Here is an 18,029-nt window from a genome sequence, read left to right on the forward strand (position 1 = left end):
AAATATAAAGAAGAAATTTTAACCTCTGAGTCTTATATTGATGAAGAGGAAGAAAAGAAATTAAAAGCTCAAAATGCATAGTTTTGACTAGTTTTTGAACTTTCTGTTATTTCTTTTTTAACTATATAGATGAAAAAGCAGCAGAATAGAAACTACAGCAAGAAGCAGAAGCAAAAAAGTTAGATAAAGCTGAATGATGCAAGCTATAATATTTCAGCAATTCTCAAATAATCTTGAGGGGCAAGATTTTCAGCGCGATAATTATCATTGATGTTCAACTGAGTTAATACTTCATGTATATTAGGTACAAGATTTTTCAGTGATGATTTGATCATTTTCCGTCGTCCTGCAAAAGCAAGCTTTGTTATTTGCTCAACTTTATTTATCAGAGCAATAGACAGCGGATTTTCTAAAGGTATTAGTTTAACTATCGCAGAATATACTTTAGGAGGTGGATAGAAAGCAGTTGGCGCTACGTCAAAGCACTTTTCCACTTTAGCTATTAACTGACATATTACCGATAACCTGCCATATGCTTTAGTTGAGGGTATAGCACAAATACGTTCTACTACTTCCTTTTGCAACATTAGCGTCATACTAGTAATTAGCCGTGCTTCTTTCAGCCATCTAATCACTAACTCAGTACCTATATGGTACGGTAAATTAGAGATTATAGTGACTTTATAGTCAATTAATTTAGACTCGCCTATATCGTTCGCTCTCCTATTAGTTATAGGCTTCGCTTCTCGCTTCTTGTATGCAAATCCAACTGAATTGACTATATCACAGCTTAAATCGGTTAAATTTATTTTAAGAGCATCTTGTTTAATAATATTTAGATTAGGATAATATTCTTTAATCTCATTAAGGAGCGGGAGGCATCTCTCATCTGTTTCTATAACAGTTAAGGATTCAGGATTTTTCTGCAATATTGACCTAGTTAACCCTCCTGTGCCGGGCCCTATTTCTAATACTCGGCTATTTTCTGCCAGGTTACTTGCACGTACGATTTTATCACATAGACTACTGTCAAAAATAAAATTTTGTCCGTGCTTTTTAAGAGGATTCACTTGATGTAAAGCTGCGTGTTTTGCAATTGAAGGGAGCATAGGGTATTTCATTCCCGTGAAAGCGGGAATCCAGTAAAACATATAAAAACTTGTTTTTATCAAATATAATTCTGTATTAATAATCAAGGTTATTTTCTGGATTCCCGCCTACGCGGGAATGACATAGAATAACACATACTAAGACGGCAGCATTATTTTTATAGCTGCTTTCTTACGCATATTTTCAAACATTTTTTGTGCTTTTTGCGAAATCTTTTTATTGGTTAGGAAATTTACTACATAATTATTTTCATCTTCATTAACATTTAAGATTTTTTTGCTGCACACTAATGTTATTTCAAATTTGTTATTTACTTCAAAAACATTACTTGCTTTATCAGGAGTTAAGTCCTTTACAATAGTTTGTTTTACGCCTTCTATCTTGCTAAGCTTATCGGTAATAATTTGCATAGTAGCAAAATTATCATAAAGCGATTTTTTAACATCCGCACATTTTTTTAGTCGATTTTTCAAATTATTCATCTGCGTAAACGCTTTATTGCCACCATCTTTAGATGTAAATACTTGCATTGAAATTTCTACGTCTTTTTGATCGCTAGATAAAATTGCAACATCTATTTCTTTATTACTTACTTGTACCGATCTTGATAGACTTGATAAAATATTCATTTTAATCAACTCGGATTTAATTTGGGAAATAAAACTATCAGGATTAACCGATCTGCTTTTTAGATACTGAAGAAGAGAACCGTGAGGCATTTTATTACGATCTTCAATAGACTTAATAGCGTTCTCTATCTCTTCTTGCGGAATTTCTCTATCTCCTGCATATTGAAAAAGCAAAGATTCGTCAATTAAGCTCTTAAGTGCTAAGTCACTTAGCTGCTTATCTTGAGCAGGCGTTAGACTTGCAACATTATTTAGTGCCATAATCATTTTTTTTCTAGCACGGAACTCATTAAGAGTAATAGGTTCATCATTTACGGATGCTACTATATTCGGTAATGATGCTTGTGCTACATTAAAAGTAAAAAAAACGGTAATGATTAATAATAATTTTCTCATGTGATACTCTGAATAAGTGACCAGTAAGTAGACGAAGTTTTATTTGGAAAAGAGCAAGGAGTCTATAAGTCAAGGAGCGGAGCGTACATTTAGTACGTGAGCACCGCAGAACTTATAAGACGACATAGCCAATTTTTCAAATAAAACGAGTATACTCACATGTTTAAAACTTTTAAACCGATAGAAATAGTCGGCGAAGAGGTAGTCTTTTTGATTCCTCTACTTCCATCGGCTAGATAATCGGAATAAATCTTTGCAGTAATTCTAACACAATCTTTAGCATATGTCATCCTAATAGTTCGCGTAAGCAAATTTGGAGCTCGTCTAGAGAGATCAATGCGTGCACCAAAGCCTATAGTCCAATTTTCCGCTAGCTGATAATTTATGTCTCCATAAAATTGTCGTACTCTATTATTTGAAACCTTTATACTTTCTACGGAATCATATTTGTTAAGATTGGTAAGCTGAATAAAACTACCTAGACAGTTAATCTTATCATAGTTAAAATTGCCTCCCACTTCATCCCTAATAGGTCTGAAATATCTATCTTTCCGAAAGCTATAAAACACTTCTAAATTATTAGAAAGATTACCTAGTATCTGCCCTACATTTTCCTTATCATCAGCTGGCAAATTTATACTATATCTTGTATTACGGGAGTGTCCTAAAAATAATTTTAAATAATTTTCTTCTTTAGCAATACTAGTATTTAAGCCGTAACTTAATCTATTACCGAAATCATGGCAATCAATACCGCTATAACGGTTGGATAAAAAGATATTTTTTTCGGATAATTCATATTTAGCAGGATCAATTATAACAAAATTTTTATCTTTCTTAGATAGTTTACGTCCCATAGTAAAAGAAACTACCGGCTCAATAAGTAAATTTATCGTTTTTGTTATATTGCCTACTAACGGATAACGCCATAAAGTTTGCAATTCCGGTATATTCCTTTGAAATGATTTACTTTCTCTCGGCTTATCTACATAAGCCCGCCTAGCAAGATAAAAATCGCCTCTATCTTTAGCAGCAAAATCAAAAATTTGTCCTGAAGCAGTCAGCACATTATGCATAAAGGATAGTTGCAAAGAGGTTCTAGCAACTTGTTTTCCTATTCTTTCTTTGTACATTAACGTATTATTTTCAACAACGATATGGCTGTTGTCATTATCATTCAAATTTATCACGTTTTTTGTATTGATTTTTGGTAATACTAGAGGATCGTTATATTTACGATCATTACTACCTAAGCCTTGAAAACTTAATCCTTCCGCCGAAAAATAATCAACCTCATGAATTTTATTTAAGAATATTTTAGAAGTTAAATATGAAGCGTAGTTATTATAATAATTTTTTAAATAAGCTTTATCCGATGTACGCTCCACCCTGAAACCGTAATCATAAACTTTATCGGTACTAATAAAATTACCGCTTGCTATATAATGATAAGAAGAAACTTTTTTATTTTTCACTACACTTCCATCTTTTTCTAGAAAATACGGTAATTTACCGTAACTAACTTGAAAATTCATATTATCGGTATCATTCAGGCGATAACGTGCTTCTAGCTCATAAGTTTGATATTTACTAAAAATTCTTGGCGTGAGCGTAAAATCGATATTAGGTTTTGCACGTAGATATAGGGGGATGCCAAACCCTTTATTTTTGACGTCAGGTACCAATAATCCAGAAGTTGCAGGGGCCGTATGAGTCGGATGGAAAAAATACGGTAAGTAACAAATCGGTACACCGTATACTTCAAAAAACACGTTTTTATAAACTACTCTATGCTCTGCGGAATGAATATAAGTATCCTTAGCAGCAATTTGCCAAATAGGGTTTCTATTACAAGTAACAGCACAAGGGGTAAACTCGGCATGGTGCAGCTTAAGATTATTTTCATCTATTCTTTCGGCAAGTTTAGCAATTAAAAGATTATTATCACCGGAAAGCAAAATGAATTCCGATATGATACCTTTCTTAAATTCATCTTTTAAAACCGCTTTGTCTCCCTCTATTATCCGATTTTGTTTATCCTTAATTCGGATATTACCTTCTGCCCATAAAATATCATTTTCTATATCATAAAGTAAATTATCTGCCATTAATAAATACTCATCCGTGATAATTCTTATATTACCTTTAGCATATATCAAATCCTGATTTTCATTATACTCTACGAAGTCAGCTATAATATTGCTTATTTTAATATTTTGACCATTCTTAGAAAGAGCGCCAAAACTTACCAAAGAAAATATTATGATAATAAGCAAACATATTATTCGCAGTAGCATTTATATGTAATAAATATATTTTAATAGTAAAAAATAATAGCAAGCTATTAGCAATATATCAAATAATAAAAAATTTTGCTTGCTCTTTTGTAGTACAAGGTTATTCTATGGAGATGATAATCATCATTGCGAGGAGATGCATAGCATCGACGTGGCCATCTCATAAAGTAGGATAAACTCCTGAGATTGCTTCGTCAAAACTTATAGTTTCTCCTCGTAATGACGAATAATGTGTTACCCTCAGCGCAAAACACCAAATACTAATAAAATGCTAGACAATTTCATTGCGCATCAAGCAACCAAAGAGTTTTCAGTTAGTGAGATTTCTAATAAAATCAAAGAGCTATTAGAAAATAATTTTGGCTATATTAAGGTAAAAGGCGAAATTTCAGGCTTAAAAATAGCAAACTCAGGTCATGCTTATTTTAACTTAAAAGAAAATACCGCCATTTTAGCCTGTACTTGCTGGCGTCCTATTCTTGCTAAAATCAAATTTCCTTTAAATGACGGCATGGAAGTAGTAATTAGCGGTAAACTCTCAAGTTATGCAGGTAATTCACGTTATCAATTATCGGTAGATAATTTGCAACCCACAGGACTTGGAGCTATGCTGCAAATTCTAAATGAGCGTAAAGCAAGGCTCGAGAAAGAAGGCTTATTTAATAAAATACGTATTCCTATACCCTTTTTACCTGATAAAATAGGCGTTATCACTTCAATAACCGGTGCTGTTATTAAAGATATTATTCATCGTATTCGCGAACGTTTTCCGACTCGGATAATAATATGGCCGGTTAGCGTACAAGGCGAAAATTCTGGCAATGAAATTGCTGAAGCAATTGAAGGATTTAACAATTTAGAAGAGGTAAATAAACCACGTGTTATAATCGTTGCTAGAGGTGGCGGTTCTATAGAAGATCTTTGGTCATTTAACGATGAGATATTAGTACGTGCTGCCTATAACTCAAAAATTCCTATTATTTCCGCAGTAGGTCATGAAGTGGATTATACTTTAATAGATTTAGCAGCCGATAAAAGAGCTCCAACACCGACTGCTGCCGCAGAATTTGCTGTACCGGTACGCTCTATTTTAAATAATACGCTACAATCTTATGAAAAAATATTATTGAATAATACTAGCCGGTTAATTAAATATCACGAACAAAATATAGTAAATTACAATAAAATACACAGATATCTCTCTCACTATATAAATAATAGGCAGCAATTACTGGACGAAACCGGTTTTAATTTACTAGATGCTTTACCGTGCTTTATTGAACTACAAGAAACAAAGATAAAATCTTTTTCTAAAGAAAGAGTTAACCCTGCTAAAATAATCAATTACAAAACATTAGAATTAACACATCAAACAGCTTATCTATCAAAATCGGCAAATAATACTTTGAAAAACTTTGAGTATAAATTAGAATTAAATAGTACGTTACTTGCAAGCCTTGATTATCACAACGTATTAAAACGAGGTTTTGCTATAGTTAAAGGAGAAACGGGTAATTTTTTATCTTCTAAAATTACTGCTGCGAATGAAAAAATTTTTAATATTAAATTTTCTGACGGTGAAATTAAAGTAGTTCGTGCTTAAAGGCTTTGGTTTTATACTTCTCATTTCTAAAAATTTGTATGCTTTAAGCATAGGCACGAACGAACAACAAGCAATTTTAGAATGCGAAGGGACAGCTGATAAAAAAACTTTGATAAATGCATGGTATGTAAATGAGCCTTATCAATACTTAATTGCTGCTTCAAACGGTCATACTACCGTTTCCGGTATGGATATAGAATTAATGAACGCTATTGCTGCAAAAATAGGTATCAATATTGAGTACAATCAAGATAGCTAGATATTCAAAGCGGCAATGCCGACATGACAGCAGGAGCTACTGATACTACTGAGAGGAGTTGCAATTGTTATTATTCACAAAATTGAGCCTCTAAGTTTTTGGGGACCGTTTTTTGCTTTCATTACAGCTAATTGCGATACAATATTACGAGATTTTATTATGAAAGAAAATTCAATTAAGAGGACACCAAGAGGAGTGAGTATTGCAATCACTGTATTTATGGGCTATAGCTTTTAGCATATTATTAGATATGTACAGTAGTAATCCAAATTATCATACAATAATATTCAATTAGGATAGTAATTGCCAGAGCATTTATTACTAGTCTCTTAGTTTATCATTTTGGTTTTCTTGAGTGGCGATTCCGTAATACAAAATTAGAAGATATAGCAAAACAAACATGAAAATAGCTACTTGGAATATTAATTCCATAAAAACAAGACTTAATTTATTGCGTAATTTTTTATCTAAAGAAAATCCGGATATTTTATTATTGCAAGAAATAAAATGCGAAACCGCAAAATTTCCTTTTGATGCATTATCCGATCTACCTTATAATTCTTATGTTCACGGACAAAAATCATATAACGGCGTTGCTATAATTTCAAAATTTCCTGTCGATGAAATAATTAAGGATTTTCCGAATAATTACTGTAGTGATCAAGCAAGATTCTTAGAAATAAAATTATCATTACCTATAGGGTTTTGTAATATAATCTCGCTCTATGCTCCTAACGGTTCATTTGTCGGTAGCGATAAATTTGTAGCAAAACTAGCATTTTATGATAATTTTATCAATTATCTATCAACTAAAAAATCTTTTGACGAAAAAACTATCATAGGCGGTGATTTCAATATTGCACCGTTCGATATAGACGTATATTCACCTAAGCTACTGGCTGAAACTACGTGTTTTACTGAGGTTGAACAAAAAAAATTACGCACTATTCTAAATTCCGGATTTGAGGATTTATACAGATTAATGCATCCGAGTAAACAAGAATTTTCATGGTGGGATTATAGAGCCAGATGTTTTGAACAAAATAAAGGTATGAGGATTGATATGATTCTTGGTTGTAATAATACTATTGACTATTTAGAAAATTGCTATATGGATTATAATTTAAGGACTCAAGAAAAACCTTCAGATCATATACCGGTAATTGCGAGTTTTAAGGGATAGTCAATGTGGAATGTTGCTATCTTAGGGTGCCGTATGTCATTCCCGCCTACGCAGGAATGACATAGACCACTTTTTAAAAATAAATATATGTCTCCAAAATTCATGACATTTTACGAAAAATATATGACGATTGTCGGTACAATAGGCAATTTTATGTTCTATGTACAGGCTCATAAGATTTTCACCTGCCAATCTTCGGCTTCTGTGTCTATGCCCGCCTTTACTATAAGTGCTATTGCTCTTTGTAGTTGGCTTATATACGGCATATTAATAAAAAATACACCTATTATAATAGCAAATATAGTAGGTTTTATCGGGGCATTATTAGTTCTCTTAACCATAATAATATATTAAATAATGACTAAGCAAATCATTACTTTAGTTGGCCGTCCGAATGTAGGCAAATCAACGCTTTTCAATAGATTAAGCATACGTAAAAAAGCTATCGTTCACGATTTGCCAGGCGTCACTAGAGATAGAAAATATACAGACGGCAAAATCGGCTCTTTTGAATTTTTGTTAATTGATACCCCAGGACTTGACGAGCATCCTAATAGTATGGGAGAGAGGTTAATTGAGCAGACTACTAAAGCAATTTTAGAGGCAGATTTAATTTGCTTTATGGTTGACGCTAGAAGCGGAATATTACCTGATGATAAGCTACTTAGTAGTTTTGTTAGAAAATATAATAAGCCTGCTATATTGGTAGTTAATAAATGCGAGAAAGCTTTTGATTTTGATAAAGAGTACTATAAATTAGGGTTTGATAGTATGATAGCTATCTCTGCCGAACATGGCACAGGCTTAATTGATTTATATGACGAAATTATTGCCAAGTTACCTGAAGAAGAATCAATCGAGACAAATATAGCCGATCCAATTAAAGGAGATTGTTTGCAGATAGTAGTTAGTGGCAGACCTAACGCAGGAAAATCTACTTTTATAAACGCTCTTATTAATGATGAAAGATTATTAACCGGTCCTGAAGCCGGCATTACTCGTGAATCAATTGAAATTGATTGGCAATATAAAAATAATCATATTAAATTGATTGATACGGCAGGACTCCGCAAGAAATCTACTATTACAGAGTCTTTAGAAAAATTATCGGCATCGGATACTATTAACAGTATTAAATTGGCTAATACCGTAATCTTAATGATTGATGCTTTAGCTCCTTTAAAACAGCAAGATTTAAATATTGCAAGCCATGTGGTCAATGAAGGAAGAAGTATAGTTATAGTAGTGAATAAATGGGATTTAGTTAAAGAATCCGAAAAAGAAGCATTTCAGGAAGAATTTTATTATCAAATCAATACTCATCTGCCTCAAGTTAAAGGTATCCCCGTTCTATTCATTTCAGCAATAAATAAACAAAATATTGAACAAGTGCTAGATGCGTGTCTTAAAATTTATAAAATTTGGAATAAGAAAATAACTACTAGCAAATTAAATGAATGGCTTAATTTTACTACGGAAGCACATCTGCTGCCTTTACAAAAAGGAGGCAGAAGAGTGCGTGTAAAATATATGACTCAAACAAAAACCCGCCCCCCTACTTTCAAGCTATTCTCCAATAATCCGGAAAAAATTACCGATAGCTATACTAGGTATTTAGTAAACAATATGCGTGAGGCTTTTGACATGCCGGGCGTTCCTATTAGATTCACTTACGTAAAAACTAAAAACCCGTATGTGTAGTTTAAAATTAATTAATAACAGTTTAGTTATTAGCACCGAAAAAGCTGAATTAGATATATTACTAGATAATATTACTGATTCTAATTGTCATCATGAATTTATTAAGTAATGATAAGACTAAAGGTAATGAAATATGGTAACTTATATACTTTAACCAAACTGTAAATTAGATAAGTTCGCTATTCCAACTACACTTATTTTTCTGTTTTTTTATATGTATTATTCCCGGCGGTAACAATATATAAATGTTCTAACTGCAAATCGGCAAGAACGGTATGCATTGATTTAGTAATACTAGGAGCATCAGCATTTTTTACTTCACAGCCGTATTTCTTACCATTCTTAATAATTAATAAATCTAATTCCTGTTTGCGTTCGCCAAAAAAAATACTCTGCATCCGTTTTAAATTTACGTATTAACTCCTCTATTACAAACCCTTCAAATAAAAGACCGCGTTTTGGATGAACATACCAATCATGTTCGTGAATCCCTAATAATGCATGTAGTATTCCGCTATCTCGTATATAGACTTTTGGTGCTTTCACTTGACGTTTTGAGATATTTTCATACCAAGGTTTTAATAGCCGAATCATAAAAGTTTGCTCTAATATTTTAGTATAACGTTTTATAGTCATATCCGTTAAACCGAGCGACCTTCCAAGTTCGCTATAATTTAATAATTGCCCATGATTATGAGCAAGCATCATCCATAACTGCCTCATTACATGTGCATTAAGAGATATTCCTAAACTAGGCAAATCACGCTCGATAAAACTAGTGATATAGCTATTACGCCATCTAAGACTTTGGACATAATTTTTTGCTAAATATGATTTAGGAAAACCACCTCTTAACCATAACTCCCTAAAATCATTTATCTCTATTAAATTGAACGGAGTAAGCTCCGTATATTCAATACGACCGGCTAATGATTCTGAAGATTGTCGCAATAATGCTCCAGAAGCACTACCTAATATTAAAAATTTTTTGTTTGAATAGTCAGCAAGAACTCTTAAATAAGGAAAAATTTCAGGTTGTCTTTGAATTTCATCTTAAACCGTTTAAAGGCTCAAGAGTTGTTTTAAGATTCTTAAATTGATCTAAGTGAGATGGATCCTCAAGGTCAAAAAAGTAGCTCTTTTCATCTTCTTTAAGCTGTTTAATATAAGCGTGCGCTAAAGTAGTTTTACCACATTGCCTTGGACCGAGCATGACACAAATAGGGAATATCTCAAGGGCACCTGTGATATGTGTTAACTAATAATTTCTGTCTATCATCCTTGTAATTTCATAATGACACTTTGAATTTACAATATAATTTTAATCAAATAATAGCAAGATGTTTCTAGGTCCTGTGCACTTTTGATTAATGATTATAATTATTAGATCTTTTTAAGCGAAAATTAATAAGATTTTTGAAGGAATAGTTATGCATATTTCAAAAAAATTTGATCATTTCCAACTAAAAAGAGCCATAATTATGATTATTCTATTAAAAGTGCACAGGACTTAGGCTCCTCTACCGGATTTTCCTATCTCTCTTTGTCTTTCTTCTAATACCTTACTTGTATGCGGTCCTACCACTGCTTTATCTTTACTAAATTTACTTTTTCCTAAATGAACTATAGTTTCTGCTACTACTCCTAGCACTTTTGGATCTGATAATAATTTTAACGCCAGCAATAATAATTTTACCGTATTCATGTTTGCTAAATTTATCGGCAATTTGAATTAATTCAGGTGCATGTTTACTTACCGGCTATCTTTACTAATTTTTCACCGTCTAATTTTAATTTTTGACCCTTAGGTGTTTTATTTCAAAACTCATCTACAACCGGTCCTAAACTACTTGCATGTTTTGTTAATAGTTCAGGAAGGTCTTGTTCAATTATTTTTCTTATTTCCGGATTATGGTTTTTAATTTGTATCAAAGGACTAATCAATTCCTTTACCTCTTTTACCTTTTCTTCTTTTGATTTCTCTTCCTTTGGAAGTGGCTTAATTAACTGAAATTTTTGTATTATATTAGCAACTTTATCGCTATCGGGAAGAGCGAGACTTGCAAGTTTAGTAATTGACGGCAGAGCATCTTTTAAAAAAGACGTAGATGCATCTAATGCCTTATGTATAAACTCCGGATCTTTCCCTTGTGATTCTATTCTTTCCGTTACTTTAGGATATTTTAAAACATCTAATATATCCTGTTTATTACTATCTAAATATCGCGGTAATTTTTTTCTAAAACAGGAGATAAATTATCAATAATTTTTTTGGCATTTTCAACTAATATTTGAGGTTTTTTGCCTTTTAATAACTCTTTTTTAGTTTCAGTATCTCACCCTTCCATATTTAGGTTAATTTTAGTCCAACGCTGATTTGCTTTAAGCTGACTATAAGCTTTTATAGCTGAAGGAGTACTTTCAATTAATTTTTTGCTAGAATTTACAAGTAGTGCTACTGTATTTGCAATTAATTCAGGTTTAGCGATTTTTTGTGCTTGAAATGTCATGTATATTTTTAATATAGCACCTTGAGATGACGCGTTTTTTTGTTTAATATTCTTATATATTTCTTGTACTTTTGGGTTTAAATCGCTTTCTAGTGCTTTAGATATTAAATCTACTCCTAGTGTAGATAATTCTCTGATAAATTTAGGACTTATTTTGTCTAATACATTTATTTTTTCTGTTTCGGAAGTTTGAAAGTGTTTTGTTATTTTGCTAAGCCTCTTATTTAAAATAGGCGTGAGAAGATATGAGATAACTTTAGACTGTAAAAGAGTTTCTTTTGAACTATTAGATATAGTTTCGGAATGTAAAACAGAAGCACATTTTTTTATAAGCGATGCTGCATCTGCTATCATCTTGCAACCAGCGTCAATAGAACCTACACTAGTGTTAGCACTGCTCGCTTTTCTGAGGTTATTAAGCTCCAATGCAAGATCAGGTAAAACTTGAGAAGCCTCCCAGGTAAACTGCAATGCACTAGGAACATTCCCGACTGCTTGGATAACACTTTGTATTATACCTAAATTATCCTTATTAAGATCTAGATATCGTTTATTTAACTCATCATATTTTTTGTTACCTGTGTCAGCTCCAAGAGCTAAATATCCAACTTGAACCCACGAAAGATTTTTATATTCTTTATCAAACTGTTGCCTTATATTATCAATGGATTCCTGCTCTTGCTCTTGGCTTTTAGACATTTCAATACCTTTATATAATTTAAAGATTTATAAAATTTAATTTTTGTTAATTTTAAAAGTCATGGTTATCTTGCAATGGTTTTTTACTATAATTTTTCATTTACCGGTAAATCCATACTAACCTCTCCACACAATAAAACAATATTCTCCATTACCTGAGGATCTATATCCGGGTTGTTATACTCTTTATTTTTCTGAATCCAGTTGTAATAGTAAGGGTCAGGCCATAATTCCATGATTTTCGGTAAAGATTTTTGCTGTATAGTACCGACATTATACTCGCGTTTTAAAACTTCAGTCGGCATTCACCCTACATCACCGATAAAATATATTTCTGAGAAATGCAAAATCGATTTAATATTATTATCGGGATCTATATGGATTTATAATATTCACGTTATACATCATTAAGCAATTTCGCTACTATAAATGATTTATCGAGATGTCTTTCTATACTTACTAAAGCTATATTTTCTAAGTTTTCGGGGTATTAAACAATTTTATCTAAAGCCGTTAATTTTTCAAACTCTTCCTCTCCTATTTTTTCTTTTAGATCTCTTTTATATTTTTGTTCTTTATCTGAAGGAAATACTAATTTATCATTTTTACAATCAACCACAAAAGGAGTAGTAATAGGATATTTAATAAATAAATCTTTTAGTTTCATAATAAAAAATTTCTTAATATATAAGGCTAATTTTTTATATGTCAAATAATATCCTCTAGACTATCTAGGTCATGCTTTACCAATCGTAACAACTTCGCTTCAGGGCTTAGATTTTTCACGGCCCATTTTTTAATCCAAGGTTCGGCGAGCTGCCACATATTAACATTACCGTCTAACTGTCTGCCTATCCCTTCCACCATTATTAAAGTCTTTTGCAATAGCAACAACTCCGGTTGTACTTCCATGCCGAAATCTTCCGTGATTTTAAATAAATGTGCAAGCAGCTTACCTATGGAAATATTTTTTATGGGCGTCCCTACTATAGGCTCGGTAACTGCTCTACAACTTTGAGCGAATAAAGCTAAATCGGTATTTGATGGGATATAGCCGGCTCTTAAATGTACTTTAGCAACTAATTTATAATCACGCCTTAAAAAGCCAAATAGACTTTCGGCAACGGCTAAACGATCTTTTTCTTTAAGTCTGCCCATAATACCGAAATCAAGTAAAATTATTTTACCTTGCTTATTCACTAAAATATTCCCTGCATGTAAATCAGCATGAAAAAATCCGTCTCTATAGGCTTGATTGAAAAACATTACGGCAAAATCCTGAGATATTTTTGAAGGCTCTAACCCCATTTCCTTTAGTAGCAAAGTATCATATATAGAAGTGCCGTCTAACCACTCGGTGGTTAGTATATTTTCTGATGTTAAATCCCAATATATTTTAGGGATTATCACGTTAATATCATTTCGCATATTATCCGTAAGCTCAGAAGCTGCTGCCGCCTCTAAACGTAAATCAAGCTCAAATTTCATAGTTTCATGAAATTTATCGACTACTTTAATCGGTTTGAGCCTTTTTGCTTTAGAAAATTTTGAGATAATTTTTGCAAGAAAATATAGCAGCTTAATATCTCTGTTATATTTTTTATGAATACCCGGACGCAAAATTTTTACCGCAACATATTCACCGGTTATAAGTTGTGCTTTATGTACCTGCGAAATGGATGCGGCAGCGATGGGGGTATCGTCGAGGTGTAAGAAAGGGAGAGCGTCATGGCTCACAGTCATAGACTGCGTGGCAATCTTTTGTTTGCTTGCTGAGATTGCTTCGTCGACATACATGTCTCCTCGCAATGACGTTATCAACCTTCTCGCCACCCCACCATCAAACGGAGGTAGCTTATCTTGCAGTAACCTTAAATAACCTGCTATCTCTGCTCCTACTAAATCGGCTCTTGTCGAAAGAGTTTGTCCAAATTTTATATAAATAGGTCCAAGATCACTTAAACAATCTATTAAGCGTTTGCCGTAATCTTCCCGTGATTTTTTTATTAACGAGACCGGAGCAAAAAATAAGGCTAACATATAACCGATAAACCTGCAATATTTAGGGCTTCTTGAATCAATTAAGATTTGCTTTTTACTGATGATACGAAAAATACGTATTAAATTAAAAAAATTACTTATCATCTATTATATACTCCGAAGTAAAATAAAGTATAGTATACGAAGATCAACTTCAAAAAGAGCAAGGAGTTCACAAGTCGAAGAGCGGCGCGTATACTTAATACGTAAGTACCGCAGATCTTGTAGAACGACGTAGCCAATTTTTGAAGTTCATCGAGTATACGCACTGTGGATAGCAACTATTCCGCCACTTAGATTTTTATAACCGACCTCCTCAAAACCGGCGTCTTTAAGCATTATTCTAAACTCGTCTTGTGAGGGGAATAAATCTATACTTTCAACCAAATATTCATATGCCTCTTTATTACCCGCTATCATTTGACCAATACTCGGTATAATATTAAATGAGTAGAATTTATAGAAATCTTTTATGTACCCTTCCTTTACTTTTGAAAACTCAAGACATATAAACTTACCCATTGGCTTTAAAACCCTACATGCTTCCTTTAAAGCCTTATTTATATCAGGTACGTTTCTAATACCGAATGCTATAGTATAATAATCAAAACTATCATCCGGAAACGGTAGTTCTTCAGCACTTGCTACAGTAAATTTAAGATTTTGAAATAAATTCAGATCTATTGCTTTTTTCTTAGCTTGCTTTAACATTTCTTCATTAATATCACTTAAAGTTAAAGAGATATTATTAACTCTATCCCTTGCTTTTTTAGCAAGTTTTAAAGCAATATCACCGCTACCGCTAGCAACATCTAATATATGAGAGTTAAGATTTGGAATTTGCCTAATAAATTCATCTTTCCATAAGCGATGTAATCCCAAACTCATTAAGTCATTCATTAAATCATACTTATCAGCGACATTAGAAAAAACGTTATTTACTAAACCTTGTTTTTTAGTGTAGTCTACTTTTTTAAAGCCAAAATTTGTTTGGTTCATAGTTTTTTATTATAAATATTAGTATCAAATGCCGGAACTTCCTGAAGTAGAAACTCTTAAAAACTCTCTAAAAGATAAGCTAATCGGGCTTATTATAGAAAATGTAGAGTTAAAAAGAGATAATTTACGTTATAAGCTATCCCCGCTTTTAGCTACAGAAATCTTAAATACTAATATACTGGATGTTAGGCGTCGTGCAAAATACTTAATTATAGATTTTAATAATGATTATTCTTTAATAGTTCATCTAGGCATGAGCGGCAGATTTACTCTGCAATCTGCTAATTATAAAACTCAAAAACACGATCATGTGATTTTTGATTTAAGTAACGGCGAAAAGTTAATTTTCAACGATACTAGACGATTCGGTATGATTTATAGTTTTAAGACTGATCTCTTAGAAAAAGAATTTTTTAATGATTTAGGCATAGAGCCTTTTTCTGATTTATTGACGTTAGAATATCTAAAAGATAAGCTACAAACTAAAAAAATACCAATAAAAAACTTGATTATGGATAATAGAGTTATAGTCGGAGTCGGTAATATCTATGCTTCCGAAAGTCTGCATTTAGCTAGAATTCATCCGGATAAATCAGGTAACGATTTAAGGGATGATGAAATAGAAAATTTAATTAAAGCGATTAGAGATGTGTTAACTAAAGCTATAACTGCCGGCGGTACTACTCTTAAAGATTTTGTAAACGGCGATAACAAACCTGGTTATTTTACTAAGCAACTTAAGGTTTACGGTAGAGAGGGACAAAGTTGTTTAAGCTGCTCTAGCACTATTATCAAGATAAAGCATTCAGGCAGAAGTACTTTTTATTGTAAAACTTGCCAATATAGTTAATTCACTTGACATATTTTTTAAAACTATTTATAAAGCGCTTTATTATTTAATTCAATTAATAGTTGTAAAATATATGGAAGTAGACTCCTTACATAACCTATCTTATAAAGAGGAATTTGAAGGAGACATGAAACGCAGCACCACAGCGTACAAAAAGGTAAGTGAGGATGCGAGTATTGGATCGACGTATATCGCAGATACTTCAGAAGTTGGGAGTCAAATAAGTGGTGAGCCTGTACAGCGTATAAAAATACCTGAGCACAGACAAATCCTGCAATTTAACGTACCAAATCTTGAAGTATCAAAGGTATACAAATTACCTTTAGAAGGAGTTTATGCAAGGAGTCTAATAAAACCGGTGATTATGGCAGGAGGTAACGGTAAAAGACTATGGCCTTTGTCATCTAAGAATAAACCGAAACAGTTTAAAAAAATATTGAGTGATCTAACTTTACTTCAGCAAACATTAAACCGCAATAAATTTTTAGGACAACCTACTATTATTACTTTCAAAAAATATGAATCAATCACCAAAGAACAAGCAGCAGAAATAGATTTAGAAATAGCATTAATTACGGAGCCTTTACAAAAAAATACTGCCGTTTGTGCCATTATTACGACATTATCGGCTACAGCACTAGGATTTGATATTGTAGTGTTACTACCTTCAAACCATCATATAGCAGATGATATAAATTATCTTAATACTATAAATAAAGCTTTACATTATGTTAATGAATGCGGCATTTGCACTATATTCCTATAAATGTTATAAGTGCCAAGTATGGCTATATAAACACAGGATTATCAATTGCAGAAAATGTTTATCTAGTTGATCATTTAATTGAACAACCTGTATTAGAGCAAGCAAACATTTTCAAAGTAATGAATATTTTTGGAATTCAGGAATTTGTGTATACGATGTTAACTTCTTCTTAAACTTAGCAATGAACCTTCAACCTGATTTATTCTGTATTGCAGAAAAAGCATTTAATACTGCCGTAAAAAATGAGAATAGTTTGGCCATAGACAATGAGGCTTATAATGAAATCGCAGCAATTTCTATAGACAATACCATAATGGAATATATTTCGGGAATGGTCATGATAAAAGCCGATTTTGCTTGGAACGATCTTGGTACTTGGCATTCTTTATTACAGGTAAAACACCGGAATATAAACGATAATTATTGCGAGGGAAACGTAGTAACAAGCAATACTACAAACTCTTTCATTAGTTCTAATAATAAATTAAGGTCTTGACAATTCCATAATTATCGATACTATGAAAACGGCCTTTTGGTTGCCGATAAATCAAAAATGAATGATCTAGAGAAAGCTAACATCCTATTTACTGCTCTTTTTAATGGACAATTTGATTCATCACCGAATTATGAAATATATGAAAAAGCTTTTCTAAATAATATTTTATCTTCTGAAGAAATAAAATTAGAAACTATGAAGGGAAATAACGAAGCTTGTTATATTCTTGCTAAAACTTACGAAATAATTAATCGTAACACCCCCAAGATGAATATAACTCTATGTTATTAACATTGATTGGAAGTAAATTAGGAAATACAGAATGTACACAGCTTGTTTATTCATATCCTAAAAATATACAAACTTTGAATCTACTGTTAACAATTTTATTCAAGACTATATAGGACAGCTTAATATCACTTTTGATGATGCTATATTATCAGCTGCTTACTCCGATACTTTAAATACTTCAATGTTAGGAGACTCAAATT

General features: G+C 32.3%; 18 protein-coding genes and 2 pseudogenes. 10 read left to right on the top strand and 10 right to left on the bottom strand.

All coding sequences use genetic code 11. The features are described from left to right. Window positions 1–203: 203 nt before the first annotated feature. The 3 genes from rsmA to RSA_RS05140 all read right to left on the bottom strand — a co-directional run bounded on the left by rsmA (window position 204) and on the right by RSA_RS05140 (window position 4,432). Entirely contained in the window at window positions 204–1,109 is a 906-nt protein-coding gene (gene rsmA / locus RSA_RS05130) for a 16S rRNA (adenine(1518)-N(6)/adenine(1519)-N(6))-dimethyltransferase RsmA (RefSeq protein WP_014364932.1), read from the bottom strand. 138 nt (window positions 1,110–1,247) lie between these two features. Then, the gene (locus RSA_RS05135; RefSeq protein ID WP_012151167.1) at window positions 1,248–2,135 is read right to left on the bottom strand and encodes a SurA N-terminal domain-containing protein; all 888 of its coding nucleotides are present in this window, start codon (window positions 2,133–2,135) and stop codon (window positions 1,248–1,250) included. Window positions 2,136–2,290: 155 nt separating this feature from the next. Further along, window positions 2,291–4,432, bottom strand: a complete 2,142-nt coding sequence (locus tag RSA_RS05140) for an LPS-assembly protein LptD (protein ID WP_041472356.1) — start codon at window positions 4,430–4,432, stop codon at window positions 2,291–2,293. Here RSA_RS05140 and RSA_RS10335 point away from each other — a divergent pair. The 6 genes and pseudogenes from RSA_RS10335 (at window position 4,398) to der (ending at window position 9,178) form a co-directional block, all read left to right on the top strand. After that, window positions 4,398–4,608: pseudogene (locus tag RSA_RS10335) on the top strand (hypothetical protein). The gene RSA_RS05140 and the pseudogene RSA_RS10335 sit on opposite strands and share 35 nt — an antisense overlap. A gap of 92 nt (window positions 4,609–4,700) precedes the next feature. Next, window positions 4,701–6,035, top strand: a complete 1,335-nt coding sequence (gene xseA / locus RSA_RS05145) for an exodeoxyribonuclease VII large subunit (RefSeq protein ID WP_014273705.1) — start codon at window positions 4,701–4,703, stop codon at window positions 6,033–6,035. Further along, the gene (locus RSA_RS05150; protein WP_014364934.1) at window positions 6,028–6,294 is read left to right on the top strand and encodes a hypothetical protein; all 267 of its coding nucleotides are present in this window, start codon (window positions 6,028–6,030) and stop codon (window positions 6,292–6,294) included. Before xseA ends, RSA_RS05150 begins: the two co-directional genes overlap by 8 nt. Before the next feature lie 400 nt (window positions 6,295–6,694). After that, window positions 6,695–7,477, top strand: coding sequence for an exodeoxyribonuclease III (xth, locus tag RSA_RS05155; RefSeq protein WP_012151171.1), 783 nt, complete (start codon window positions 6,695–6,697; stop codon window positions 7,475–7,477). 87 nt (window positions 7,478–7,564) lie between these two features. Continuing rightward, window positions 7,565–7,831 (top strand): SemiSWEET family sugar transporter, encoded by a 267-nt coding sequence (locus RSA_RS07905; RefSeq protein ID WP_010977607.1) that lies wholly within the window; start codon window positions 7,565–7,567, stop codon window positions 7,829–7,831. Between the two features lie 3 nt (window positions 7,832–7,834). Further along, window positions 7,835–9,178 carry a ribosome biogenesis GTPase Der gene (der, locus tag RSA_RS05165; protein WP_012262543.1) on the top strand — a complete coding sequence of 448 codons (1,344 nt, stop codon included), beginning with the start codon at window positions 7,835–7,837 and terminating at the stop codon, window positions 9,176–9,178. Window positions 9,179–9,328: 150 nt separating this feature from the next. Here der and RSA_RS10340 read toward each other — a convergent pair. The 7 genes and pseudogenes from RSA_RS10340 to ubiE form a co-directional block, all read right to left on the bottom strand. Then, a pseudogene (locus RSA_RS10340) lies at window positions 9,329–10,427 on the bottom strand (ATP-binding protein). A gap of 261 nt (window positions 10,428–10,688) precedes the next feature. Then, window positions 10,689–10,883 (bottom strand): hypothetical protein, encoded by a 195-nt coding sequence (locus RSA_RS05175; protein ID WP_041472407.1) that lies wholly within the window; start codon window positions 10,881–10,883, stop codon window positions 10,689–10,691. Window positions 10,884–11,514: 631 nt separating this feature from the next. Beyond that, complete coding sequence (locus tag RSA_RS09665) at window positions 11,515–12,387, bottom strand: hypothetical protein (protein WP_231284213.1); 873 nt, start codon at window positions 12,385–12,387, stop codon at window positions 11,515–11,517. Window positions 12,388–12,473: 86 nt separating this feature from the next. Then, entirely contained in the window at window positions 12,474–12,692 is a 219-nt protein-coding gene (locus tag RSA_RS05190) for a hypothetical protein (RefSeq protein WP_014364936.1), read from the bottom strand. Window positions 12,693–12,877: 185 nt separating this feature from the next. Then, window positions 12,878–13,099, bottom strand: a complete 222-nt coding sequence (locus tag RSA_RS05195) for a hypothetical protein (protein ID WP_012151176.1) — start codon at window positions 13,097–13,099, stop codon at window positions 12,878–12,880. Next, a complete protein-coding gene (gene ubiB / locus RSA_RS05200) occupies window positions 13,096–14,532 on the bottom strand; it encodes a 2-polyprenylphenol 6-hydroxylase (protein WP_014364937.1) in 1,437 nt (478 codons plus the stop codon). Before ubiB ends, RSA_RS05195 begins: the two co-directional genes overlap by 4 nt. 147 nt (window positions 14,533–14,679) lie before the next feature. Beyond that, window positions 14,680–15,426 carry a bifunctional demethylmenaquinone methyltransferase/2-methoxy-6-polyprenyl-1,4-benzoquinol methylase UbiE gene (gene ubiE, locus RSA_RS05205; protein ID WP_014364938.1) on the bottom strand — a complete coding sequence of 249 codons (747 nt, stop codon included), beginning with the start codon at window positions 15,424–15,426 and terminating at the stop codon, window positions 14,680–14,682. A 28-nt stretch (window positions 15,427–15,454) separates the two neighbouring features. Here ubiE and mutM point away from each other — a divergent pair, with 28 nt between their 5' ends. From mutM to RSA_RS09060, 4 genes are all read left to right on the top strand, one after another. Then, window positions 15,455–16,276, top strand: a complete 822-nt coding sequence (mutM, locus tag RSA_RS05210; protein ID WP_012151180.1) for a bifunctional DNA-formamidopyrimidine glycosylase/DNA-(apurinic or apyrimidinic site) lyase — start codon at window positions 15,455–15,457, stop codon at window positions 16,274–16,276. A gap of 73 nt (window positions 16,277–16,349) precedes the next feature. Further along, window positions 16,350–17,042: a sugar phosphate nucleotidyltransferase gene (locus RSA_RS10060; RefSeq protein WP_014364939.1), complete on the top strand. Its 693-nt coding sequence runs from the start codon at window positions 16,350–16,352 to the stop codon at window positions 17,040–17,042. Between the two features lie 142 nt (window positions 17,043–17,184). Beyond that, a complete protein-coding gene (locus RSA_RS10065; RefSeq protein ID WP_269208635.1) occupies window positions 17,185–17,538 on the top strand; it encodes a hypothetical protein in 354 nt (117 codons plus the stop codon). A 57-nt stretch (window positions 17,539–17,595) separates the two neighbouring features. Continuing rightward, entirely contained in the window at window positions 17,596–17,829 is a 234-nt protein-coding gene (locus RSA_RS09060; protein ID WP_014364940.1) for a hypothetical protein, read from the top strand. The last annotated feature ends 200 nt before the right edge of the window (window positions 17,830–18,029 follow it).

This window comes from Rickettsia philipii str. 364D, assembly GCF_000283995.1.
GTDB lineage: Bacteria > Pseudomonadota > Alphaproteobacteria > Rickettsiales > Rickettsiaceae > Rickettsia > Rickettsia rickettsii.